Origin of the sequence: Bifidobacterium sp. SO4 (genome assembly GCF_018555355.1) — a bacterium.
GTDB lineage: Bacteria > Actinomycetota > Actinomycetes > Actinomycetales > Bifidobacteriaceae > Bifidobacterium > Bifidobacterium miconisargentati.
On the sequence record NZ_JAFEJP010000012.1, the window covers coordinates 1 to 24,624 of the forward strand.

15 protein-coding genes are annotated in these 24,624 nt (G+C 65.6%); 10 read left to right on the forward strand and 5 right to left on the reverse strand.

What is annotated here, in order from left to right; genetic code table 11:
* Positions 1-134 precede the first annotated feature (134 nt).
* A complete protein-coding gene (locus tag JS536_RS08330) occupies positions 135-2,393 on the reverse strand; it encodes a hypothetical protein (protein ID WP_240544331.1) in 2,259 nt (752 codons plus the stop codon).
* A 139-nt stretch (positions 2,394-2,532) separates the two neighbouring features.
* On the opposite strand from JS536_RS08330, the gene JS536_RS08335 reads away from it, so the two are divergent.
* The 6 genes from JS536_RS08335 to JS536_RS08360 all read left to right on the forward strand — a co-directional run bounded on the left by JS536_RS08335 (position 2,533) and on the right by JS536_RS08360 (position 14,454).
* Entirely contained in the window at positions 2,533-6,165 is a 3,633-nt protein-coding gene (locus JS536_RS08335) for a tetratricopeptide repeat protein (protein WP_214356556.1), read from the forward strand.
* Between the two features lie 244 nt (positions 6,166-6,409).
* Positions 6,410-9,172: an NAD-dependent DNA ligase LigA gene (gene ligA, locus JS536_RS08340; RefSeq protein WP_214356557.1), complete on the forward strand. Its 2,763-nt coding sequence runs from the start codon at positions 6,410-6,412 to the stop codon at positions 9,170-9,172.
* Between the two features lie 102 nt (positions 9,173-9,274).
* On the forward strand, positions 9,275-10,390 hold the full coding sequence (locus JS536_RS08345) for a P-loop NTPase (RefSeq protein WP_214356558.1): 1,116 nt from the start codon (positions 9,275-9,277) through the stop codon (positions 10,388-10,390).
* 147 nt (positions 10,391-10,537) lie between these two features.
* A complete protein-coding gene (locus tag JS536_RS08350; protein WP_240544332.1) occupies positions 10,538-11,530 on the forward strand; it encodes a cation transporter in 993 nt (330 codons plus the stop codon).
* A gap of 106 nt (positions 11,531-11,636) precedes the next feature.
* Complete coding sequence (locus JS536_RS08355) at positions 11,637-12,002, forward strand: hypothetical protein (RefSeq protein WP_109056869.1); 366 nt, start codon at positions 11,637-11,639, stop codon at positions 12,000-12,002.
* A gap of 253 nt (positions 12,003-12,255) precedes the next feature.
* Complete coding sequence (locus JS536_RS08360; RefSeq protein WP_240544333.1) at positions 12,256-14,454, forward strand: family 20 glycosylhydrolase; 2,199 nt, start codon at positions 12,256-12,258, stop codon at positions 14,452-14,454.
* Between the two features lie 348 nt (positions 14,455-14,802).
* Here JS536_RS08360 and glnA read toward each other — a convergent pair whose 3' ends face one another.
* From glnA to JS536_RS08380, 4 genes are all read right to left on the reverse strand, one after another.
* On the reverse strand, positions 14,803-16,239 hold the full coding sequence (gene glnA / locus JS536_RS08365) for a type I glutamate--ammonia ligase (RefSeq protein ID WP_109056871.1): 1,437 nt from the start codon (positions 16,237-16,239) through the stop codon (positions 14,803-14,805).
* A gap of 368 nt (positions 16,240-16,607) precedes the next feature.
* On the reverse strand, positions 16,608-17,390 hold the full coding sequence (locus tag JS536_RS08370) for a DUF4191 domain-containing protein (protein ID WP_214356561.1): 783 nt from the start codon (positions 17,388-17,390) through the stop codon (positions 16,608-16,610).
* A 115-nt stretch (positions 17,391-17,505) separates the two neighbouring features.
* Positions 17,506-19,002, reverse strand: a complete 1,497-nt coding sequence (locus tag JS536_RS08375) for an FAD-dependent oxidoreductase (protein ID WP_214356562.1) — start codon at positions 19,000-19,002, stop codon at positions 17,506-17,508.
* Between the two features lie 123 nt (positions 19,003-19,125).
* Positions 19,126-19,755, reverse strand: coding sequence for a DUF3043 domain-containing protein (locus JS536_RS08380; protein WP_109056874.1), 630 nt, complete (start codon positions 19,753-19,755; stop codon positions 19,126-19,128).
* 95 nt (positions 19,756-19,850) lie between these two features.
* Between JS536_RS08380 and JS536_RS08385 the strand changes: the two genes are divergently transcribed.
* The 4 genes from JS536_RS08385 to JS536_RS08400 all read left to right on the forward strand — a co-directional run bounded on the left by JS536_RS08385 (position 19,851) and on the right by JS536_RS08400 (position 24,621).
* Complete coding sequence (locus JS536_RS08385) at positions 19,851-21,233, forward strand: dipeptidase (RefSeq protein ID WP_214356563.1); 1,383 nt, start codon at positions 19,851-19,853, stop codon at positions 21,231-21,233.
* A 294-nt stretch (positions 21,234-21,527) separates the two neighbouring features.
* The gene (locus tag JS536_RS08390) at positions 21,528-22,127 is read left to right on the forward strand and encodes an ECF transporter S component (RefSeq protein ID WP_109056876.1); all 600 of its coding nucleotides are present in this window, start codon (positions 21,528-21,530) and stop codon (positions 22,125-22,127) included.
* Positions 22,127-23,710 (forward strand): ABC transporter ATP-binding protein, encoded by a 1,584-nt coding sequence (locus JS536_RS08395; protein ID WP_214356564.1) that lies wholly within the window; start codon positions 22,127-22,129, stop codon positions 23,708-23,710. Before JS536_RS08390 ends, JS536_RS08395 begins: the two co-directional genes overlap by 1 nt.
* Positions 23,707-24,621, forward strand: a complete 915-nt coding sequence (locus JS536_RS08400) for an energy-coupling factor transporter transmembrane component T (protein ID WP_214356565.1) — start codon at positions 23,707-23,709, stop codon at positions 24,619-24,621. The genes JS536_RS08395 and JS536_RS08400 overlap by 4 nt, the downstream gene beginning before the upstream one ends.
* The last annotated feature ends 3 nt before the right edge of the window (positions 24,622-24,624 follow it).

The window sequence follows — 24,624 nt, forward strand, 5'->3', positions numbered from 1 at the left end:
ATGGCAGGGAGGGGTCATCCGGGGTGCTCCCCTCAGTCCGCTTCGCGGACAGCTCCCCTCGGAGAGGGGAGCCAGAATGTCACACCCCACGTTCTCCGTTCGAGGCTGGCTCACTATGGAGTCGGAGGGCCAGGTCACAGCAACGTGAACCAGGATTGGACCTGATGCCAGACGTTGGGGTTGTTGCTGATGAGCGCGTCGTCCCTCGCCAGTACGAAGCAGCTCAGCACGGCCACGGCCAGCGTGAAGAGCACCAGCAGCACGACGGTCCAACGCATCAGCCAGCGCCATGGCGTCACATGCGCGATGCCGTCGCCCGAAGCCGCGTCGTTCGCACCGGCCAATGATTTGCTCGGCTCGCGCCCGTTGACCAGCCACAGAAGCCCCGGAATCGAGGCGAGCGCGGTCAGATAGCCGAAATCGGCGGAATACCGCCAACCCAAGCCGCCTATGTAGCTGTCGAACACGATGATCGCGCCGGCCAATATCAGGCAGGACATGAGCCACGGGCGCATGCCGTGCATCTCAAGGCGGCGCAGGAACGGCAGCACGAGCGCCAACGTCATGAGCGGCGTGGCGGTGAACAGCGCGCCCACCATCACCTCGTAGTAGCCCCAGACCGGCATGGGCGCGGGGGAGAGGGCCAGCCACGGGAAGCTCTGCACGAACCGCAGCGGCAGACACAGGTAGTACCAGATGGTCACCGGCATATCGCGCAGCGGGGTGACGTACCGGGTCATATCCGAAACGGAGAACTGGTAGGCGTTGCCGAAGTTGAGCGGGCTGCCGAATCGGACCTTGTTCCACATCATCAGCGGAGCCACCACGGCCACGGCCGGCACGATTACCGCCACGGGCGCGCGCAACGTCCGCCGCCAGGCCACGCGACGGCCCGCGAGATCGGCGGCCAGCGCGCGGATCTGCGGCCAGAACAGCGGGAAGGCCAGCAACGCCGTGAGCGTGAAGGTGGGACGGCATCCGAAATTCGCCGCGATGCACAGCGCGCCAAGCGCGAGCCGGGGCAGGGACAACGGCCGCGCGTCGCCCGCCTGCCAACGGTCGATGGACAGCACCGGCCGGTGCGAGGTGTCCGCGCCCACCCAGAACCACAGTCCCAGCGAGGTCAGCGCCAGCGATGCCGCGAACGGCACCTGATAGAAGTTCGTGCGGTAGATGAGATACCCCGCCTGCGAGCCGAGCAGGGCGCTGGCCACGGTCAGGGAGGCGGCGGCCAGCGAGGTGCGCGGCATCACGCGATGGATGACGCGCAGCACCAGCATCGAGAAGAAGATGATGAACAGCAGCACCAGGAACTGCTCGGCGGCGGCCGTGGGCAACGTATGCCCGGTGATGAGGCGGTAGGGCGCGAACAGCAGCACGGCCGGCAGCACGCCGAAATACGAATACCAGTGGCCTTGGTAGTAGACGTAATCCCAGTAGATCGGGCTCACGCCGTCGGCCAGCAGTTTCATACGGGTCGGCACGTCATACGGGTCGGCGGTGGCGGCCAGCTGGTCCGGCACCGGCAGGTCCAACCACGTGCGCCCGGCGATGAGCGATTCCGCCACATGGCCGTACTGGTCGAAGTCGTAGGTGTATTCGCCGGCGATGTGGAAGGCGAGCGGCATCGAATTCATGAGCTGCCACGCGATCGAGGCACCGATGGCCACGACGGGCACGGCCATGATGCCGGCGAAGGCGAGCCGCTGGCGAGGACTGTCCGGATCGAACGGGATGCGCCAGAGCCGCGAGCCCGGCCGCCACAGGGCGAGCAGGAGCAGCACCAGCGCCATCGCCGCGATGCGGACGCCGCTGACGTCGAACGGCACGCGAACGTTGGCGCGGGCGTCGGAAATCGGCACGACGGCGCCTCGCGTCTCCTGGATCCACACGCGCACGGTGCCCTTGCCGGGGGCCTTGATGTAATGGCTGCGCTCGATTCCGGGGGTGAGCGACTGCGCACGGCCGGTGGTGACGACGGTGGTGGTCGCGGGGGAGACCTGCGAACCGGTGCCGGCGGCAGTGGAGCCGTTGGAATCCGATGCCGTGCCGTCCGCGACGGTTCCCTCGGTCGTGACGGTGCTGGTCACGTCCACGCGCACGATGATGGAGGCCAGCGGCTTGGCGACCTGTTTGTCCCCGTTCGCCTTGGATTCCGCCTCGGCCTGCTCGTGGGCCTTCTCGATCGTCTCACCGGACGACGTATCGATGCGCAGGTACGGCGAGGTGCCGTCCGCGGTCAGTTCCAGATACGCGGCGGTCGGGTCGGTGACGGTCAGCATGCCGTCGTCCGTGCGCTTGAGGCCCGCACCCAACGTGTTGTGCACCGCGTTGGTGTCCGTGCTGGCACCCAACGTCCGCCAGAACGGCAGGTTGAAGACGATGCACTCCATCGCTGCGATGGCGAGCGCCGCTGCGATCAGCGCGGCCAGGATACGACGGGACTTGCGTCGGAGATGTTCGGAAAGCACCCCATTATTCTATCGGCATGATAACGGCATGATGTCGTGCAAACAAGAGACAATGTGAACCATGCCAAAACCACCATCGAACCCCCGCCGTCATGACCATCGCCGTATTTCGCTGCTGGGCGGACTCAAGGATTCGATGAACGCGCTCGCCGCGGACCTCGGTCTGGCCAGGCCTTCCGTCACCAACGCCAACCCGTTCGGCGACGCCCTGCAGGAGGCCAGCGAGCGCAAGGGCGGCGTGATCGACGAGCTCACCCGCCATGCCGTGCCGTTGAGCCCGGTGACCAAGCGACGCACCTTCCCCGACCTCGAGAACGTGCCGGAGGGACTGGTGCTGGGCTGGGCGCAACTGCCGCAGACGCAGGGGCGCGGCTTCTCGCTCGGCATCTTCCCCGACCATGATCACTTCGCCCAGGTGGCGTTCGCCGATACGCACGGGCGCGTGTTCGTGGGCACGGATCCGAACATGGACGTGCAGGAGATGCAGCCGCGCTTCATGTTCGGCAAGGAAAAGGACGTGGTCTTCCCGGACGGCGAACGTCTGGGATGGCGTGACGGCGAGCGTGACGGATTCGACCGCGCCGGGGGCGCCTCGGGCGTGGGCGGCACGGCGCGGACCGTCTTCGGCCGTGCGATGGACTTCGCCAGGGACCGCATCGAAGGCCGCCCCCTCGGCCGCCCGGACGGCGAGGATGGGGGCGTCAAGGCCGTGTTCGGCGGCATCGTGGGCCGTGACGACTCCGGCCGCATGACCTGGCTCGCCTCCTGGCTCAAGGCCGGCAACCGGTACACGCTGGAGCAGATGCGCGCCAACCTGCCCGACGACATGCGCCACGACCTGGAATACCGGGACGCCATCACCATCGCGTTCTTCGCCGCATACATGATTCCTCAGATCAACGGGCTGCTCATCGGCTTCGGCTCGGGCAACATCTTCCGCCGACTCAACCGGGAGGCGCCGATCGGCGCGATCCGCCGCTGCGTGCGCGACACCCTGGCCGCCCGCGCCCACGGCATGCGAGCCTCCGGACTGGAGGACCATTTCGCGGACCTCATGCGCGAGGCCGGCGCCCTGGACCAGACGCCCGGACTGGAGCCCATCCACGGCGCCGAACCGTTGCACCTGTACACCTCCACGTATTCGAACGGCTACTTCTTCACCTGGGACAAGTCGCTGGCGTTCGGCCAGGCGCTGAAGTCCCTGAAGATCGAAGGCAACCTCAACCGGTTCGCCGCCGTGAGCGCATGGCTGGAACGCAACGCCTCGCTGGGCCGCACCCCCACGGAGGACACGGTGACCCGTGCCGAGGCCGCGCAGATCGACATGAAACTCATCGAGAACCCGGCCCTGATGGCGCTCGACCCGTACGACGGCGCGGACGAACGCCGTGCCGTGCTGAGCATGGTGGGCGTCGCCGAACGCACGGCCGAGCAGATCCGCGGCGACTTCCCGGATCCGCGGGAGACTGCGGGGGCGGGTGCCGGTGTCAATGCTGCCGGTGCCGGTATGCCGGGCTCCCCGGCCGGCGAGACGTTCCGCGCCGGTGCCACTCGCCCCGGTGCGGGAGCCGCATCGGACGAGTGGGTCTACCGTCAGGCCATGTCCTCGCTGCTGCGCCGACTGCGCCTGCCCTACCGTTTCGACGTCGAGTTCCGCTCCCGCCTCGACAGCGGCGAAGTGGCCATCGGCTTCACCACCGCCGGCACGTCCATGATGCCGGACAGCCGTTACGACACGGCCCGTCGCACCTGGCGCACGCTGAGCGGCGCCGAACGCGCTTCGATGAGCGCCGCCTACAACCTGCGCGTGGGCCTCATGATGGCAGCGCTGAGCTTCGGCGCCAGTAGTTCGGTGCGTCAGGTCTCCCTGCACATCGACTCCATCGGCCTGGAGGAGGCCATCGCCGAACAGGACTCCGCCATCGAGGCGATGATGAGCGAGGCGCTGAGCGCGTTCGAACACCTGCGCAGCGGCGACATGGGCCGCGCCGGATCCAAGGCCGACCCCAAGGACGGCGACTTCCACGGCGACCCGACCCGCCCGATCAGTCGCGAGGAGACCTTCGGCCAGCCGTCCGGCGGCGAGGACCGTACGTCGGCCCCGGATACGGGTGCTGTGCAGGCCGGCGGCCCCGACTCCGGTTCCGCGGGCGGTCCTGAGAACGGCAGCGACTCCATCGACTCCCAGTTCGAGGACCTGATGCGCGGCGTCGACATCGACGAGATGGCCTTCAGCATCGGCGGCGAATCCGGCGACGGGCAGACGGACGGCTCCAATGCCGGCGATGAGCGCGATGCCGATGCCGGCCAACGTGACGATGCCATCCCCGCGGACGATGCGGGCGACGACCCGATGAGCGTGCTGCGCCGCAACCCCACCGTGCGCAACATGGTCACCGTGACCTTCAGCCGCGACGCCTTCCTCAAGCGTCTCGACACGGACGGCCTCGACAACCCCGAGGACACCTACCGCATGTTCGGCGCCGTGATGGACGTGGACGGCGAAGGCGGTCTCAAGCCCGTCGCGGCCGACTTCGACCTGTCCGACAGCCGCTTCTCGCCCACCGGATCGCAGGAGGAACCCGAACTCGCCGACCGCGGCTTCAGCCCCGCCACCGCACGTGTGCTGGGCGCCAGGGACAGCGCGGGACTGGCCATCCAGCGTGTGGACCTGCTCCAGCACGGGGTCAACGAGTTCCACGCGCTCGCGCAGGACGCCTCGCTCGATTCCGTGGGCAAGGCGCAACAGGCCATGCGCATCATCGACTCCATCTGCGATCCCGAGCTGACCGCGCTGGCCTCCGAAGTGACCAGCGCGCTGATCGACGGCAAGGACACGCCCGATTTCACGTTCACGCTCGCCAACGATCTGGACAAGGAGCGTCTGCGCGCCCGTGACCTGCTGTTCTCCGGCCAGGCCGAGCAGGCCATCGAGGCGGCTGAGGCGGCCGTGTCCCATCTGGACCAGATCTATGCCGCCGGCCCCGGCGTGCCGCGCTACTTCAACTCGTACGCGGAGCGCGTGGTGTACAACCGCCTGTTCGCCACGCCGGATGAACGCACCGTGCTCATCCCGGACAATCTCTTCTACGCGCACATGGAACTGGCGGACGTGCTGAGCCAGATCAAGGGCGCGAAGGCCGCGATCCCGCATTTGAACCGCATGGTGGCCTACGCTCCCGCCTACCCGCTCTCGCACCTGAAGCTCGCCATCCAACTGGCCCGCAGCGAGGACTGGGATTCGGCGCGTGCGGCCTGCCTCAACGCGCTGCGCGTGGCCCTGGACCGGGACGACGCCGCCTTCGCCTACTACCGCTTCGCCTACGCGGAATGGATGCTCGACCGGTTCGACACGGCCGCCGCGGCCTACATCATGAGCGACCACATCGCCCCCGGAGCCATCGGCTCGCTTGAAGGCGAGCTGCAGGAGCTCGTGGCGCGCGCGGATTCGCAGTGCATCGCCGTGCCGGAAAACGTGGAGGCCGCGGCGCACGTGCTCGCCATCCACGACTTGCCGGTCTGGCCGCACATCGAAGTGGCCGGCATCATGCGGGACGCGGCCCGCGTGTGCGTGGACGAAGGCATGTTCGTGCCCGCCCGCACGCTTTCGGTGGCCGTGGCGCGCATGAACGACGGCGAAGGCGACAGCATCGACGTCATCCAGGCACAGTTCCTGCGCTCCCTGTCCGCATAAAGGTTGACCGCCGGCGGCGTGGAGATGCATTGCCCGACACACTCAAGGTGCCGACTGTAGTCGGCCTTCGCGGCATAGCCGCTCACTGCGCCTACGGGAAATTCACTGGATTTCCCGTTTTACGGCTTAGCGGCCAAGCCTACGGTCTGGCAACGCATCCTCCACGCCGCCGCCTCCGTCTCGATAGATTGTGATGTTCCGCTGCAAAAGATCGGGAGCAGCCGGTCGGCTAGGATAGGCGACTATGAGCACTGAACAGCTGGCATGGGATTTTGACGACGGCGACGAGGTGGAGCTCCGCCCGGACGAGGGCGCGACCCGCTTCGCGCCCGGCTCGGCGCAATGGATCGCCGCCCTGACGCCCACCGACGACGACGCCATCCGTCTCGACCGACTCGACGTGAACGGCCTCGACTCCGAGAACGCCGCACGCCTGTGGGCCAAGGTGGCCGCCTGGGTGGAGGCCGACCAAATCGCCTACTACATCGACGACTCGCCCGTCAGCTCGGACGCCGCCTACGACGCCCGCATGCGCTGCCTCGAAAAGCTCGAAGCCGCCTTCCCCTCGCTGGACAACCCGCAGAGCCCCACCCACCGCGTGGGCGGCACCTTCTCCAACGACTTCACTTCCGTGCGTCACCCCAGCCGCATGATGAGCCTCGACGACGTCTTTTCCATCGAAGAGCTCAAGGACTGGTACGACTCGGTCATCCGCGACCTCGACTGGCCGGAGGGCAAGCCCCTGCCGATGAGCTGCGAGGTCAAGATCGACGGCCTGGCCCTGAACCTCATCTACCGCAACGGCGTGCTCGAACAGGGCCTGACCCGAGGCGACGGCGTCACCGGCGAGGACATCACCCTGAACGTGCGCACCATCGCCTCCATTCCCGCGAACCTCGGCGGCCCCAAGGAGGACATCCCGGACTTCGTGGAGATCCGCGGCGAGGTGTTCATGCGCTGGGACGACTTCCGCGCGCTCAACGCCGAACAGGAGGACGCCGGCCGCGCGCCCTTCGCCAATCCGCGCAACGCCGCCGCCGGCTCACTGCGCCAGAAGGACCCGCGCATCACCGCCACCCGCCGCCTGAGCTTCTACGCCCACGGTCTGGGCCAGCTCACGTGGGGTCCCGACCACCCGCACGGCACGCACGATGTGGTGGCCGACCAGTCCGAGGCCTACGAGCTCTACACCAAGTGGGGCGTGCCCGTCTCCCCGCACAACCGCGCCGTGACCTCTTTCCAGGAGATCCTGGACATGATCGACTACTACGGCGAGCACCGCGGCGACATCGAGCACGCCCTCGACGGCATCGTGGTCAAGGTGGACGACCTCACCCTGCAGCGCACGCTGGGCGCCACCTCGCGCGCCCCGCGCTGGGCCATCGCGTACAAGTACCCGCCCGAGGAGGTCAACACCGAGCTCAAGGACATCATCGTGCAGGTGGGCCGCACCGGCCGCGTGACCCCGGTGGCCATCCTGAAGCCCGTGTACGTGGCCGGCTCCACCGTGGCCCGCACCACGCTCCACAACGCCTTCGAGGTCAAGCGCAAGGGCATCCTCATCGGCGACACCGTGGTGGTGCGCAAGGCCGGCGACGTGATCCCCGAGCTCGTGGGCCCGGTGCTGGAACGCCGCAAGGGCCGCGAGGATCAGCTGCGCGAGTTCGTGATGCCCGAGTACTGCCCCTCCTGCGGCTCCAAACTCGCCCCCGCCAAGGAGGGCGACAAGGACATCCGCTGCCTGAACGTGGAAAGCTGCCCGGCCCAGCTCACCGAGCGTGTGATCTCGCTTGCATCCCGCAAGGCCTTCGACATCGAGCATCTGGGAGACCAGTCCGCCATCGCGCTGACCAATCCGGAGGAGAACCGGCCCGATTCCACGGCCACCTACGCGCCCGACATCACGGAGATTCTGGTCAAGCCGGGCGAGGAGCCGGAACCGTACGAGCCGGTGCCGGGATTGGAACTGCCCGCACGACAGACGCCGGTGCTCTCCAGCGAGGCCGGACTGTTCGCGCTGAACATCGCCGACCTCAAGAACGTGTACGTCTGGCGCGAGGCTTCGATCATCGAGGTGCGCGAGATCGAAGGGCCGGACGGGCGCAAGCGGAAGACCCGCAAGAAGATCGGTGAATCCGGACTGTGGCACCGGGTGCCCGCGTTCTGGACGCTGCCGGTCGCGGCGAGGAAGCTCACGGCCAAGCAACTGGCCGAACGCGCGGCGGCTGGGACGGTCGCGGCGACGAATGCCGGGGCGGAGTCGGCTGTTGGTGCGTCGGTCGCCGGCACATCGCCCGCCGCGGACTATCCCGACTACGACATCCCCGCGGACGCCGAAATCGTGCGCATCGACCATAAGTCCACGCGCAACGGCGTCACGGACGTGCCGATCATCGTGCGTCCGGGTGAGAATACGCGCAAGATGTTCGATGAGATGGACAAAGCGCGTCACGCCGACCTGTGGCGGGTGCTCGTGGCCCTGTCCATCAGGCGGCTCGGCCCGCCCACCGCACGACTCATCGCCTCCTCGCTCGGCTCGCTGGACGCCATCGCCTCCGCCACGGTCGAGGACCTGACGCAGATCGACGGCGTGGGCCCGGAGATCGCCGAATCGGTGGTGAACTGGTTCACCGCAGCCCGCGAACCCGGCGACTGGCGCGGCGAGACGCTGCGCGCCTGGCAGGCCGCCGGCGTGGGCGTGAGCGAGGCCGAAACAAGCACCCTGCCGCAGACCCTGGCCGGCAAGACGGTCGTGGTCACCGGTTCGCTCGAAGGCTATTCGCGCGACTCCGCCAAGGAGGCCATCATCGAACGCGGCGGCAAGGCCGCAGGCTCGGTCAGCAAGAAGACCGACTACGTGGTGGTGGGCGCCAACGCCGGAAGCAAGGCCGCCAAGGCCGAGGAGCTCGGCATCCCCATGCTCGACGAGGCCCAGTTCGCGCGACTGCTGGAAACCGGCGAGGTGGAAGCCGTGCCCGCCGACGGCAATCAGGACGCCACGGAATAATCAGGCCGCCGGTGTGATTCCCGCCACGGGCCGATTCGTCGGTGACTCTGGCATGCCGGCTCGGCACACGCTAGTCTGGTACGCGGCAATAAAGGAGGATGCATGACTGATACCCGTGAGATCGAAGCCGCCATCTACGACCGTCTGAGCCGCGTCATCGACCCCGAACTCGGCCGGTCCGTGACTGATCTGGGCATGATCGCCGCCATCGACGCGGTGCCGGCATCCGGTACGGACGGCAACGGCTACGACGTCACCGTGCATGTGGAGCTCACGGTCGAGGGCTGCCCGCTCTCGGAGACCATCACCAACCAGATCAACGGTGCCGTGGCCTCCTATCCGGATGCCACGCTCACCCCGCATATCGAGGTCAGCTCGATGAGCCGTGACAAGCTCGACGACCTCGTGGCCGACCTCAAGGCCGAACGCAAGCAGAACCCGTTCAACAAGCCCGGCGTCAAGACCCGCATCTTCGCCATTGCCTCCGGCAAGGGTGGCGTGGGCAAGTCCTCGGTCACCGCGAACCTTGCGGCCACGTTCGCCGCGCTCGGCTACGACACCGCCGCCATCGACGCGGACATCTACGGCTTCTCCCTGCCGCGCCTGTTCGGCGTACACACCCAGCCCACGAACCTCAACGGCATGCTCATGCCGGTGACCGCATGGGGCGTCAAACTCATCTCCATCGGCATGTTCGCCGGCGCGGATCGGGCGATCCTGTGGCGCGGTCCGCGCCTGCAGCGCTCTCTGGAACAGTTCCTCTCCGACGTGTGGTGGGGCCAGCCGGACGTGCTGCTGCTCGACCTAGCACCCGGCACCGGCGACATGGCCATCTCCGTGGCCCAGGCACTGCCGAACGCCGAACTCGTGGTGATCACCACCCCGCAGCCCTCCGCCTCGGACATCGCCGTGCGTTCCGGCCTCGTGGCATTGCAGGTGCCGATGAAGGTGCGCGGCGTGGTGGAGAACATGAGCTATTACGAGCACAAGGGCGAACGTTTGCATATCTTCGGCGAGGGCGGCGGCCAGCGCGTCTCCGAACAGCTCACCGAGGCATTGGGCTACGATGTGCCGCTCATGGCCCAGCTGCCGCTCGTACCCGAAGTGCGCGAGACCGGCGAGGCCGGGCGTCCCGCCGTGCTCGATGCGGACGGCGCGCTGCGCACCGACGGCATCGGCGCCACATTCCGCGCTCTGGCGGAACAGCTCATGGCGTAGTCAGGCATACGCGACTATTGAGTTTGGGCGGTGTCGGCATGACTCGGCACCGCCACGTGACCGGCGTATGCCTGCGGTGATGCCGACGTGACAACCGCCGCATGACCGATGAACAGGACCAGGCACGAGGCCGGCGGACCGCCTATAATGCCGTCCCGAGGAAGGGACTCAATCGTGTCTGATCAGAAGAATGCCGGTGCGGCAGTCAAGGCCGCGCTGCTTGCCAATGTCGGTGTCGCCTGCGCCAAATTCGCCGCGGCCGCGTTCACCGGCTCGTCATCCATGTTCTCCGAATCCGTGCACTCGGTGGCGGATTGCGCGAACGAACTCGTGCTTATGGTCGGCGACAAGGCGTCCGACCATAAATCGCGCGGCGACCATCCGTTCGGCCTGCACCGCGTGAAGTACCTCGCCAGCTTCATCGTGGCCACGCTGCTGTTCTTCGTCGGCGGCGTATTCGCCGTCTCCCAGGCCGCGGGCAAACTCGCCGGACTGCTGGACGGCTCGGCCTCCCGCCAGGCGAACTCACTGGAGCTCGTCGCGGCGCTGGTGGTGGTCGGCGTCTCCGCATGCCTTGAGGGGTATGGCCTGCACACGTCCATCCATGAGGCGCGCGGCCGCATGAAGCGCGTGCAGGTCGAGGACGATTCGCTGATCGGCTTCTGGCGGCGCACCAAATCCGCCGAACTCGCCTCCGTGATGATGGAGGACACGCTGGCGCTTATCGGTCTGGCGTTCGCAGGGCTCGGCATCGGGTTGTCCATCGTCACCGGCGACGAGCTGTACGACGCCATCGGCGGCATGTTCGTCGGCCTTGTGCTGGTGTGCGGTTCGGCCGCGTTAGCGTTCAAGTCTGGTTCGCTGCTCGTGGGCGAAAGCCTTGACCGCAGCACGCGCGAACTCGTGGTTCATGCGGTGGAAGGCACTGCCGGCGTGGATCGTCTCATCAACATGCAGGCCATCCATATGGACGAGGACTCCGTATTGCTGTGCCTCAAGGTGGAGACTTCCAAGCTCGACCGCGATTATGACGTGCAGACCGTGGACAAGATCGAGACCAACATCCGTCGTGCCCTGCCTTGGTACGAGTGGGAGATCTACGTGGAGCCGGACATCTGGCGCGCCCAGGGAGCGGCCTAGCCGGTCCGTCCCAGATTTGTTGTCCGGACGATTTGTCGCCCGGACGAGGGTTTCCCGATGAGTCGCATCCCGATTGCAGCGGGTCCACTCGATACAATGAATATTTATGGGAAAGACGACGATCAGGGTCCAGTTCGATGACCCGCTGGATGCGGCGCATTTCCTTCAGCAGTGCCGCCGGAAGGGGCTCGACGCGGAGCTGGAGGATTCGCGCCCGCAGGTCAAACGCAACGGTCCGGCATTGGCGGCATGGCTTAAATCACATCCCGGCTGGTACGAAGTGGGGGAGTCCGTCAACCGCACTGCGGCGAACAAGGCTGTATTGAAGATTCGCAACGGCGAGCGACGCGGCTTCGAAAGCGGCAAATTCGAGGCGCGTATGGAGAACCATGACGGCCGCTGGCTTGTGTACGCGCGCCATGTGGGCCGGCCCAAACCCCAACCCGGCGAAGGCATGGAGCCGCTGTTCTGAAGGCGGGTTTGAAATGGCATGCAGTTCTGGCCTGGAGGCGCCATCGTTGGCGGGGCTGCTACCCTCAACGCAGTGGATGGCTTCGACAAACCAAGCTTGACATTAAGTCCTGATGGACTACCCCTCAATCGGCTTTGCTTTCAGCTCCACTGACAAGAGGAGCCGAAAGCGAACCAACAGGTCCCGATACAAACTGGAGGAATCAAACGTGAACGCAACGAGGCGTCTCGATCTCATCCCATGTCCGTCGTCGATGCGATATCTGGACGGTGAAGTCCGGCTCGGCCCGCAGCCGGACATCACGAGGCAATGTCCGGCGGACTGGGTACTGGACGTGTCAATCAGCCAGCTCGCCGACGAGTTGCAGCTTAATCGTGACTGTCCGGCAGTGCACTCATCCGATGACATCGCTCTGACCGCCGACCGTCGACTTGCCGCCGACGAGTACACGATTGACATCCGCGGTACCGGTACGGACCATGACGGTGGGCCGGGATCTGGAAGCAACAGGGAAGACAACGATTCCACGGAACCGGCGTCGGCCCGCATCACCATCGCCGCAGGAGGCGAGGCCGGCCTGCGCTACGGCATCCAGACGCTCCGCCAGATCGTACGGCAGTCCCCGCATACGTTGCCATGCCTGCATATCCAAGACAAACCGGCGTTCGCCACCCGTGCCTACAGTCTCGACGTGACGCGCGGTCGCGTGCCCACCTTGAGCTTCCTGCAATGGTTCGCAGACCAGTTGGCCTTCTACAAGTACAATCAATTCCAGCTCTACGTGGAGCACACCTTCGCGTTCGAAGGTCTGAGCGAATCATGGCGCGGCACCGACCCGTTGACCGCGGAGGACATCAAGCAATTGGACCGCTACTGCGCGGCTCGCGGCATCGAACTCGTGCCTTCGCTCGCCACTTTCGGCCACATGTACATGAATCTGCGCACCCGCTCCTACCGCGAGCTCGGTGAATTCCCCGAGCAGGCAGGCCGGCCGTTCAGCTTCGTGGAGCGACAGGAGCATCACACGCTCAACGCCGCCGATTCGCGTGCATTGCGGTTCGCGCAGGGACTCATCGGCCAGTACGCCCCGTTGTTCCGCTCCCGCTTTTTCAACATCGGCGGCGACGAGACCTTCGACCTCGGCCGCGGGCAGTCGGCGAAGGACGCGCCGAACGCGAGCCGCAGCGAACTGTACGCCGGATTCGTCGCCGGCCTGTGCCGCACCCTGGCCGAGCACGGCAGCACGCCGATGCTCTGGGCGGACATCGCTCTCGAATCGCCGGAAACCATGGCACTGCTGCCGCACGACATCATCATGCTCAACTGGATGTATGAGCCCGAAATCGACGAAGGCAAGGTGCGGGCCATCGCGGAACAGGGACGTCGTCAGTTCGTCTGCCCTGCCGTGCGCACCTGGAACCGGTTGTTCCCGGATTTCGCGGGCGCGTGGACGAACATCACGCGCATGGCCGAGGCCGGGCGCAAGTACGGTGCAGAGGGCATGCTCGTCACCGACTGGGGCGACTACGGGAACGTCAACGATCCGCGACTGAGCCTGCCGGGCCTGTGCTACGGCGCGCAGCAGTCGTGGAATCCGGGGGAGTGCGGTGCCGGGGCGGATTGCGGCTGCGATTCGTCTGATAACGGGGTTGCGGACGACTTTGCGGCGATGAATGCGCGTATCTCCCGACTGGTGTACGGCGATGCGTCCGGGCGGGTGATGGGTGAACTGGCTACGCTTGCCGGTTCTGGCACGTCATTCACCTGGGATCTGGTGGTGCAGACACTGGAACTGGATGCCGGCGACGGTTCGCTGAATACCCAGGTGGCCGCGCGCGTGGAGCGCATGTATGACAAGGGAGTGCTCGCCTTCGATCGTGCGCAGGGGTACGTTGATGCCCGTCGCCGTCTGCTGATGGCGAACCGGGACATGATTATGCAGCGCGATGCCTGCAATCGCGTGCTGAACGATGGTAAGTATGCCATCCGCGCGGCGTTGATTGGCGACTCCGCCGAATCAGCCGAAGCGGATAGGGTTCAGAATCATCCGCGATATGGCGAATCGGATGGCTTCGGACGTGCGGGGGAGCATCGGGATGATGGCCTGACTAACACCAATCGGACTTACGAGCTGGTCCGGATCATGACCAAGGGACAGCGTCTGCTCAACGACTTGGGTGTGGAACTGCTGGCGATGGCGGAGCTGGATACCGGGGTCGGCCCTGATGCTGGCGCTCCAGACAGTGCCGGGAATGCATCGGCAGAGTCGCAATCGGTAGATGGCACCGATTCACCGACTGAGCAGCGGTACCGGCTTGCCACGCAGCTGGAACTCTGGTTCGAGCGGTACCGCCAGTCGTGGCTGGAGATTGGTCGCCCCGCCGAATTGGACCGCATCGCCCATGTGGTTTGGAGCCACGCCGATATCCTGCGGGCCGGAGAGCTGCGGTAGTGATTGCTTCGTGATAGAAGAGGCCATTTCCTATCACGAAACAATCATCAATATCCTTCTTAGCGAACGTTTGATGCTAGGAGGAAGCTTTTTCTATCACGAAACAATCGCTGAGATTGCGATTTGCGATTGTTTGAGGATAGGAGAAACTCCCTACTAGCACCAAACAATCGACCAAGTCGACTAGGGATGGATGATTGGTCCATTGATGGCATGGCATGCGCGGGCACATTTGCAAGTCCATGCCGAAAACGCAGAAAGGGTGCCAACCGGCAATGCGGTTGGCACCCTTTCTGCTACCCCTAGGTCAGAAAACGCCGGAATTCCAACGTTTTCCCGAGCTACCTATCAGATGTGGTAGTACAGCTCGTACTCGAGCGGGGTCGGGGTCAGGCGAGCCTGATCGATCTCGTCGCGCTTGAGGCCAATCCAGGTCTCGATGAGGTCATCGGTGAACACGTCGCCGGCGGTGAGGAAGTCATGATCCTCTTCCAGGGCGTCCATGGCCTCGGCCAGGGAGCTCGGGACCTGCTTGATGCCAGCGTGCTCTTCCGGCGGCAGCTCGTAGAGGTCCTTGTCGACCGGCTCCGGGGGCTCGATGTGGTTCAGGATGCCGTCCAGGCCAGCCATCAGCTGGGCGGAGAAGGCCAGGAACGGGTTGCAGGACGGATCCGGAGCGCGGAACTCGATGCGCTTGGCAGCCGGGGAGGTGCCGGCCAGCGGGATACGGATGGCGGCGGAACGGTTGCGGGCGGAGTACACCAGGTTGACCGGAGCCTCAAAACCCGGGACCAGACGGTGGTAGGAGTTCAGGGACGGGTTGGTGAAGGCCAGCACGGAGGAGGAGTGCTTGATCAGACCGCCGATGTACCAACGGGCGATGTCGGACAGGCCGGCGTAACCCTTCTCATCGTAGAACAGCGGCTTGCCGTCCTTCCACAGGGACTGGTGGCAGTGCATGCCGGTGCCGTTGTCGCCGGCGATCGGCTTCGGCATGAAGGTGGCGGACTTGCCGGCCAGGGCAGCGGTCTCGTGGACGACGTACTTGTACTTCATCAGGTCATCGCCAGCGTGCTGCAGGGTGTTGAAGCGGTAGTTGATCTCCTGCTGACCAGCGCCGGCCACCTCGTGGTGGGAACGCTCGAGGATCAGGCCGACCTTCTGCAGGTTGGCGACCATGTCGTCGCGCAGGTCCTGGGTGTGGTCGATCGGCGGAACCGGGAAGTAGCCCTTCTTGACGCGGTTCTTGAAGCCGATGTTCGGGGTGCCGTCTTCCTCAACGTCAACGCCGGAGTTCCACGGGGCCTCGATGGAGTCCACCTCGTAGAAGGAGCGGTTCATGCCGTTCTCGAAACGCACCTTGTCGAAGATGAAGAACTCGGCCTCAGGGGCGAAGGAGGCGGTGTCGGCGATGCCGGTGGACTTCAGGTAGGCCTCGGCCTTGCCGGCGACCTGACGAGGATCGCGGGAGTACGGCTCGTCGGTCAGCGGGTCGACGATGGAGAAGGCCACGTCGAGGGTCTTGTGCTTGCGGAACGGATCCACGAAGGCGGTGGCCACATCCGGCACCAGCTTCATGTCGGACTCGTTGATGGCCTGGAAGCCCTGAACGGAGGAGCCATCGAACGGCATGCCGTCGGTGAAGGCGTCCTTCAGGAACTCGCTAGCCGGCACAGTGAAGTGCTGCTGAACGCCGATCAGATCGGTGAAACGAACGGAGACATACTCGATGCCTTCCTTGTTGATAAGGGCCTCGGCGTCTTCCTTGGTCTTGAGTTCGGTCACGGGACCGCTCCTTTCATATGGAATGTAACGGTCTCTATCGTAAAATCGCGCGTTTCGCAAGGTCGTAACTTGGGTTACGAGAATGTTTCGGCGCGGTTGACTGGGTTCGCGGAACCCCGGTATTCCGGGGAAACGCAATATGGCGTCGTAATACGGGAGCCGTTTGGCACGTCCGTAAAGTGGACAGCTGGTGTTTCAGGTGTGTGTGCCTCACGGTGATTGGGTGACTCCGGCGGGCTTCCCTCAGCGGTGGGGTCAAGGCGGGCCGAATACGGTAAGGGCCCGGAACCTCGCGTGAGATTCCGGGCCCTTACCGGGAAAATCGTTACGTCGCCGGTGCATCGTCGGCGATCGTCAACCGGTCAGACTCAGCGACCGCGCATCGCGCGACGGGAGATCTTCTGACGGTGGTTCGGATCGATGCCCTTGGGGATGCCGTAGCCGGACTTGGCCTGCAGCGTGCGCAGACGATCGTTGAGGGTCTCCACCTCGGCCTTGGTCAGCAGGAAGCGGCGGCGCGGGTGGATCTTGGCGACCAGCGCGTTCTTGTGGTTGGTCGGCTCGTAGCTCTTGGCCTTGGTCACGGCCTTGCGCACGTCCTTGAGGGCAACCTGCTTGGAACCGTGGCCCACGCAGATGCGGTAGACCGGGATGGCGGAACCGGCGGTGACGCCCTTGATCTCGCGCTCCTGACGGTCCATGGCCTTCATCACGCGGCTGTACTCGCCCTCGCCGATCAGGTAGATGCCGTTCAGGGAGGTGCCTCGCCAGATGGCATCCTTGGTGCGCGGGTCGATCCACACCGGTTCCTGCGGGAAGTTGAAGCCGGCCTTGTTCATGTTGCTGAGCACGCCGATGGCGGCACCGGGCTTGCCGTCGATCTGCTTGTATCCCACGGCGTCGGCACGGCGGGTGAGCATCATGGTGGCCAGCAGCATGCCGAGCATCACGGCGGTGATCATCAGGAAGATCCAGGTCAGCCAGGTCCACTTGAAGATCAGGCCGATGATCACGGCCACCACCACGGGCAGCAGGAACGAACCGGCCTCAAGCCACGGCAGGGACTTGTCTTCCTTGGCCGTGTACTTGTAGATCTGGATGATCTGCTTGATCGTGCTCTGCTTCTTGGGCTTAGCGTCCTTTTCCGCCATCACTTCTTCCTTTGCTGGAACGAAACACACTGAGCATCAACTGTATCAGGTGCGCTGGTCCGCGCATCCTCGGCTGGTCCGCGTCTTTCCGGTTGCGCCGCGCACGCTACGCGCCTCAGCGCGTGTGCAGCGGCCGGCCGTCCGCCTTGAGCAGCGCCTCGCCGAGCGTCTCGCTGAACGTGGGATGGGGGTGGATGAGCCGGGCAGCGTCCGAGAGCGGTACCCGGTTGCCCACCAGCTGTTCGGCCTCGGCGATGATGTCCGAGGCGATGGGGGAGATCATGTGCACGCCGAGCACGCGCGGGGTGTCCGGATCGGCGGCGTCGCAGCCGGAGACGATGGTCAGCGATCCGGCCGTGCCGCGCATGAGCATGCGTGCGTTGGCCATCATCGGGTAGACGGTCTCCTTGACCTCCACCAGGTCCTCGCGCGACTGCGCCTGTTCGATGGTCAGGCCCACCGAGGCCGCCTCGGGCGAGGAGAAGACGATCTGCGGCACGGTGTCCTCGTCCACCGGCTTGACGTGCAGTCCGGCCAAGGTCTCCGCGATGACGATGCCCTGCTCGAAGGCGCGATGAGCCAGCGCATGGCCCGCGGTCACGTCGCCCACGGCCCAGACTCCGGGCTTGCTGGCGCGGCCGTACGCATCGGTGACCACGTAGCCGCCGTCCATGAGGTCCACGGCCCACGCCGGGTCGGTGAGCGGGGTTCGGCCGATGGCGGCCAGCGCGATCTCGCCCCAGACGCTCTGCTCGCCGTCCTGTCCCTCGCGGGTGTAGTGCACGGTGGCGCCGAGGTTCGCGCCCACGTCCACATGGGTCACGGCGGTGCGGGTGATGGCGTTGACGCCGTGGCGCTTGAGTTCGCGGGTCAGGGTCATGCCGGAGCGACGGTCCCAGGCGGACAGCACGCGGTCCTTGCGGATGAGCAGGGTCACGTTCGAACCGGCCGCGTTCCACATCGAGGCGAATTCCAGGGCGATGGCACCGGCGCCGATGATGACGGCCGAGGAGGGGAACTCGTTCAGTTCGAGGGCCTGCGTGGAATCGATGAGCGCACCGGCGAACGGGTTGCCGGGCAACGGTCGGGGTGCGGCTCCGGTGGCGAGCACCACGTTCGGCGCGATGACGTCCAGCGCGGCACCGGCCGGCTCGGGAACGTCCGCCTTGTGGAACGCCTGGATCTCGCTTTGGCCGGGGGAGGGGAGCAGATGGACGATGTGCCGGCCGTCCGCGTCCGTCTGGTCGGCGTTGAAGGATGCGGCGGCGCGCAGCACGGTGATGCCGCGGTGGGCGAGGAGTCCGGCGAGCCCGCGGACCATGGTGTCCACCATGCGCAGGCGGTAGTCGCGCAGGGTGCCGAAGTCGATGCCCTCCACGGAGGCGTTGACGCCGAGTTCGGCCGCACGGTGCACGGTGTCGATGGTGTGGGTGGCGGTGATGAGCGCCTTGGAGGGGATGCAACCGCGGTTGAGGCACGTGCCGCCCACGGTGGCGTCGCGTTCGATCAAAGCGACCTTCATGCCGAGTTCGGCGGCACGCAGGGCCGTGGAATAGCCGCCGGGGCCGGCTCCGATGATCGCCACGTCAAACTGTTCGCTCTGTCCGCTCATGAATCCTCCCTGAATCGAAGTGCCGGCATTCGTTTTCCGCTCAAAAAACAGTTGTGGCTCCCATCATAGGGAGCCACAACACGTTATGCCGGCAGCCGACACCCGCCAACCCGGTGAAAAGAACTAGTCCTCCGGCCAGTGACCGCGCTTGTCGTAACGCGGCTTGGGCAGACGCCAGCGGCGCATCTGGATCGCACGGCTCCAGGCGTAGGAGAACGAGCGGGAGCCCTTGGCCACGGAGGCCTCGCCGTACTTGGCGATGAGCTTGGCCTTGAGCTTGCGCCACATCAGCCACACATCGATGATCACGGCGATCAGGTAGCCATACATGAGCACCATCATGATGATGGAGGACCATGCGTTCGCGTACACGGACGTGACCACCATCGAAACGATCAGAATAGCGAAGGCCACCGGGATGAACCATTCGCCGATGTTGAAGCGGGCATCCACGTAATCGCGGATGTAGATACGCCACGGCAGACGCTCGGACTTGGGCATGTGGTTGAGATCGCCCTTCTGCATGGCCTCGTACTCGGCGTTCTCACGCTCGCGCATACGGGCCTTGGCGGCCTTGGCGCTGGCCTTGCGGTCGGCGGGGACCAGCGGTCGGATGCCGGCGGCCTGGGCCTGCTTCATCTTCGGAGTCGGGCGGCCCTTCGGTCCGTTGGGGTCGGTCTTCTTGACGGCCTTGGCGCTCTGCTCAACGGGAGCCTGGGCCTCTTCCTTCTTCTTGAACGGATTCCATGTCATGCTTTGAGGTTACGGTGACGTTCAGACACTGTTCAAGCGGTGTTTGCGGACTGCAACCGCTGCAATGACGCCGTTATATATAAGGAGGAGGGCATATGGCCGCACCCAACGCCGGCACGCTGGACACCGAGCTGATCCGTTCGCGCGTGGAATCCGACTGGAACCGCATCGTGGAGCTGCTTTCGCGCAAGATCGCGCTGCAGTCGGTCTCCGCCAAGGGCATCACCGCCGAGCACATGAAGCGTTCGGCCGAATTCGTGGCCGAGGAGCTCAGGCTGGTGGGCGTGGACGCCAAGGTGGTTCAGGCCGCGAACGAGGACGGCACCCCGGGTGCCTGGGAGGTCATCGGCTCGCGCATCGTGGATCCGAACGACCCGACCGTGCTGCTGTACGCGCACCATGACGTGCAGCCCGTGCCGGACGCCTCCGCCTGGGACACCGACCCGTTCGTCGCCACCGAGATCGACGGCCGCCTCTACGGTCGCGGTTCGGCGGACGATGGCGGCGGCATCGCCATCCACTCCGGTGCGTTGAAGGCCCTGGGCGACGATCTCAAGGTGAACATCAAGGTGTTCATCGAAGGCGAGGAGGAGATGGGCTCGCCGAGCTTCATCCCGTTCATCTCCGCCCACAGGGACGAGTTCGCCGCGGACGTGATCATCGTGGCCGATTCGGGCAACTGGGCGGCGGACATCCCCTCCCTGACCACCTCACTCAGGGGCAACACCACCGTGGACGTCACCGTGCGCGGCCTGAAGCACCCGGTGCATTCCGGCCAGTACGGCGGCCCGATCCTGGATTCCAACACGCTCGCCGCGATGCTCATCTCCTCCCTGTACGACGACAACGGCGAACTGGCCGTGCCGGGCATCGCCTCCGAGGAGCCGGTGGGCGGCCTGCAGCAGGACGTGGACGAGGACGGCGTGCGTGCCGACGCGGGCGTGGTCGACTCCTACGTGCTCGCCGGCACCGGTTCGCTGGCCTCCCGCCTGTGGACCAAGCCCGCGCTCGCGGTGATTGGCTTCGACGCCCAGCCGGTCGAGGGCTCGTTCAACGTGATCAGCCCGGAGACGCGATTCCGCCTGTCCCTGCGTACCGCGCCGAGCCAGCGCCCCGAGGAGGCGCAGGCCGCGCTGATGGAGTATCTGAGGCGCTCCGCGCCGTTCGGCGCCGAAGTGGAGGTCGAGGCCGGCGAGAACGGCATGGGCTGGGCCATGGACCCGAACGCGGAGGCCACCAAGGATGCGCTGGAGGCCATGGAGGAGGCGTTCGGCGTGGCCCCGATCAACCAGGGCCAGGGCGGCTCCATCCCGTTCATCCCCGAACTGCAGCGCCTCTTCCCGGGCGCCCAGGTGCTCGTCACCGGCCCGGAGGATCCGAAGGCCAATGCGCACAGCCCCAACGAATCCATCTCGCTGCCCGGTCTGAAGGACAACGTCATCACCGAGGCCCTGCTGCTCGACAAGCTGGGCAAGTAGGTAGAGGATATGTGAATATCAGAGAAACGCAGGGCGTCCGCCCATCCCTGGTGTTCCGAATATCAAGCCGCCGCCAAAGTCGCTATTGCCTTTGACGGCGGCTTGCCTTATAGTCGGGGAGTTGACACGGGAGCTGCCGTAGGGCGGCTGAGAGGAGACGGAAGTCTCGACCGATGGAACGTGACCGGGTAATGCCGCTTCACGGAATTGTCGCTCTTACATACCCGTGCCTGAACCAATCCGCGTGGGGTTACTCGTCATGACCCGCGCGAAGAGAGAAGAGAGGGCACTCACATGGCACAAGCCGTTGCCAAAGCCAACTACAAGTGGCGCGTCGTGGATATCGTCGTGGCCGCCATCATCGCCGTCGCATCCGGCGTCATCTTCTGGGGCTGGGACATCGTCTGCACCGTCCCGCTGGCCATCTTCGAAGGCGTGACCCCCGGTTTCGAGGGTCTGCTCAACGGATTCTGGCTGTTCGGTGGCCCGCTGGCCGCCATCATCGTACGCAAGCCGGGCGCCGCGCTGTTCGCCGAGACGCTCGCTGCGTTCCTGGAGCTCACCCTGGGCAACCAGTGGGGCGTGGGCGGCTCCCTGATCATCGGCATCATCCAGGGCCTCGGCGCTGAGATCGCGTTTGCCGTGTTCGCCTACAAGAAGTGGAACATCGGCACCACCCTGCTGTCCGGCGCGCTCGCCGGCGTGGGCTGCTGGGCCTACTACTGGGCGACCAACCCGAGCTGGAACGCCATGCGCGTGAGCATGTACCTGATCTGCTCCATCATCTCCGGCCTGGTGATCGCCGGCGTGGTGGTCTGGTTCCTCTCCCGTGCGCTCGCGGCCACGGGCGTGCTCGATCGCTTCGAGTCCGGTCGCGCCGAGGCCCGCGTCTGATGAGGGTCGAACCGGCTGCGGTCGAGGCCAGCGGCTGGGGCTGGCGGCACGCGACGCGCAAGGACTTTGCGTTGCGTGCCGTCGATTTCGCCATCCGGCCAGGCGAGCGTGTGCTCCTGCTCGGTGCCTCCGGCGCGGGCAAAAGCACGTTGATGGCCGGTCTCGCCGGCGTACTCGGCGGCGATGAGGAAGGTGAGCAGGAAGGCTCCCTGACCATCGACGGCGTGGACGCCCGCGAGGCGCGAGGCCGCGTGGGCCTGGTACTCCAGGACCCGGACTCGCAGATCATTCTTGAACGATTGGGCGATGACGCGGCCTTCGGCTGCGAGAACCTCAACGTGCCGCGCGAGGAGATTTGGCAGCGCGTACGCGAATCGCTCGATCTGGTGGGGTTGGACGCGCTCGATCTGCGCCGCTCCACCCGTCATCTTTCCGGCGGACAGCGCCAGCGCCTGGCATTGGCCGGTGTGCTGGCTATGAAGCCGGGTTTGTTGCTGCTCGACGAGCCGACCGCGAACCTCGATCCCGCGGGCGTGCAGGAAGTGCATGATGCGGTCCGTGAGGTCATCGAGACCACCGGCCAGACCATGGTGGTAGTCGAACACCATATCGATGTATGGCTGGATCTGGTCGACCGTGTGATCGTGCTCGGGCGTCCGGATGCCGATTCGCTGTCCGGCGGGGTCATCGCCGACGGCACGCCCGACGAGGTGTTCGCCTCGATGGGCGACGTGCTCGCCGAAGGCGGTGCATGGGTGCCGGGACGGGCGATTCCAGACTATCGTCCTGGAACGCGATCCGTTACGGCCTCCGGCAATGCAGAGGCTGCGCTTGCGGATGGTAATAAGGAGTCGTTGTCTGCCGGGGATTGTTCCGCCGATGATGCGAAGGCGGTTGCAGCCGAAGCTGCCGGACGACCCGTGCTGAGCTGCCGCAATCTGAGCTTCGGTCGCGGCACTGCGCTGGGCACCGGTATCGATCTGGACTTCCATGTCGGTGAGGTCACGGCGCTGATGGGCCCGAATGGTGCCGGCAAATCCACGTTCGCGTTGACGTTGGCCGGTCTGCTCCAGCCCATCGACGGACAGGTGCTGGTCGCCGAAGAACTGGCGCCGAGTCCGAACCGTCGTGAGCCGGTTCATTGGAAAAGCCGGGAACTTCTAGGGCGCATCGGCATGGTATTCCAGGAGCCAGAGCATCAATTCGCCGCGAATTTCGTGCGCGACGAGGTGTCCATCGGTCCCAAATCCATGGGACAGAGCCAGGATGAGGCATACCGGACGGCGGACCGCATGCTGGAACGCATGAACCTGACGCGCTTCGCCAAAGCCAACCCGTACACCCTGTCCGGTGGCGAGAAGCGCCGCCTGTCCGTGGCCTCGATGCTGGCCGCCGCGCCGAGGATTCTGGTGATGGATGAGCCGACGTTCGGCCAGGACTTCCGCACATGGACCGAGATGGTCCGTCTGATCGCCGCGATTCGTGACCACGGTTCATGCGTGATCATGGTGACGCATGACGAGGCGCTGGTGGATGCGCTCGGCGCGCGTCGCGTGATGTTCCAGGAGAGGAGCGAGGCATGAGCGAAAGCGTGAGCATCCGCGTAACGGGTACCGGGCATGGCAAGCATGGCCCGGCTTCCGATGCCGCGGTGAAGCCGGCCGTCTCCGATGTGGTGACCGTCAGCGCGCAGGATACGCGCGAGGATCCGCTGAAGCCGGCCTCGCCCTCGTGGTTCGTGGCGAAGGTCAATCCGGTCAGCCGCATCATCGGCGCGCTGTTGCTGTGCATCCCGATGTTCTTCAGCCTTGATTTGGTCTCCGCCACCACGGCGCTTGGCATCGAATTCGTGCTGTTGTGGATCGGCGGCGTTGCCCCGTGGACCGTATGCCGGCGTACCTGGCCGGTGTGGATCGCCGCGCTCGGAAGTTTCATCTCCGTGTTCCTGTACGCCAAGGTGTCCGGCCGGATTCTCTGGTCCGTGGGCTGGATCGTGATCAGCGAGGGCTCGTTCCCGCTGGCTTTGGCCACTGCGATTCGTGTCGCGGCCATAGCCGTGCCCGGCGTGATTCTGGCGTTGGGACTTGACCCCACCGATCTGGCCGATGGCTTGGTGGAGATCCTGCATTTCTCGCCGCGATTCGTCTACGGCGGCCTGGCCGGCATGCGCATGTTCACGCTGTTGCAGGACGACTGGCGTGCGCTTGGCCTGTCCCAGCGCTCCCGCGGTCTCGGCGACGGCAACGCCATCTCCCGCGCGCTTTCCCAGGCGTTCGGTCTGCTGGTGCTCTCCATCCGCCGTGCCACCAAGCTCGCAACCGCCATGGAGGCCCGCGGCTTCGGTTCCGATGCGCCGCGTTCCCAGGCCCGCATCTCCCGTCTCAAGGCCGTCGACTGGCTGTTCTACGCCATCTGCCTGTCTGTGCCGCTGATCTCCCTCGGCGTGGCCATCGCCACCGGCCATTGGCGCCTCGCCTTCACCGGCGGCGCCTGATCG

Coding starts and splice junctions, on each gene's coding strand:
- JS536_RS08400 (WP_214356565.1), top strand. CDS start 23,707: ATGAGCGAAAGCGTGAGCATCCGCGTAACGGGTACCGGGCATGGCAAG.
- JS536_RS08345 (WP_214356558.1), top strand. CDS start 9,275: ATGACTGATACCCGTGAGATCGAAGCCGCCATCTACGACCGTCTGAGC.
- JS536_RS08390 (WP_109056876.1), top strand. CDS start 21,528: ATGGCACAAGCCGTTGCCAAAGCCAACTACAAGTGGCGCGTCGTGGAT.
- JS536_RS08355 (WP_109056869.1), top strand. CDS start 11,637: ATGGGAAAGACGACGATCAGGGTCCAGTTCGATGACCCGCTGGATGCG.
- JS536_RS08370 (WP_214356561.1), bottom strand. CDS start 17,390: ATGGCGGAAAAGGACGCTAAGCCCAAGAAGCAGAGCACGATCAAGCAG.
- JS536_RS08335 (WP_214356556.1), top strand. CDS start 2,533: ATGCCAAAACCACCATCGAACCCCCGCCGTCATGACCATCGCCGTATT.
- JS536_RS08350 (WP_240544332.1), top strand. CDS start 10,538: ATGCCGTCCCGAGGAAGGGACTCAATCGTGTCTGATCAGAAGAATGCC.
- JS536_RS08375 (WP_214356562.1), bottom strand. CDS start 19,002: ATGAGCGGACAGAGCGAACAGTTTGACGTGGCGATCATCGGAGCCGGC.
- JS536_RS08360 (WP_240544333.1), top strand. CDS start 12,256: ATGCGATATCTGGACGGTGAAGTCCGGCTCGGCCCGCAGCCGGACATC.
- ligA (WP_214356557.1), top strand. CDS start 6,410: ATGAGCACTGAACAGCTGGCATGGGATTTTGACGACGGCGACGAGGTG.
- JS536_RS08385 (WP_214356563.1), top strand. CDS start 19,851: ATGGCCGCACCCAACGCCGGCACGCTGGACACCGAGCTGATCCGTTCG.
- JS536_RS08380 (WP_109056874.1), bottom strand. CDS start 19,755: ATGACATGGAATCCGTTCAAGAAGAAGGAAGAGGCCCAGGCTCCCGTT.
- JS536_RS08330 (WP_240544331.1), bottom strand. CDS start 2,393: ATGGAGTGCATCGTCTTCAACCTGCCGTTCTGGCGGACGTTGGGTGCC.
- JS536_RS08395 (WP_214356564.1), top strand. CDS start 22,127: ATGAGGGTCGAACCGGCTGCGGTCGAGGCCAGCGGCTGGGGCTGGCGG.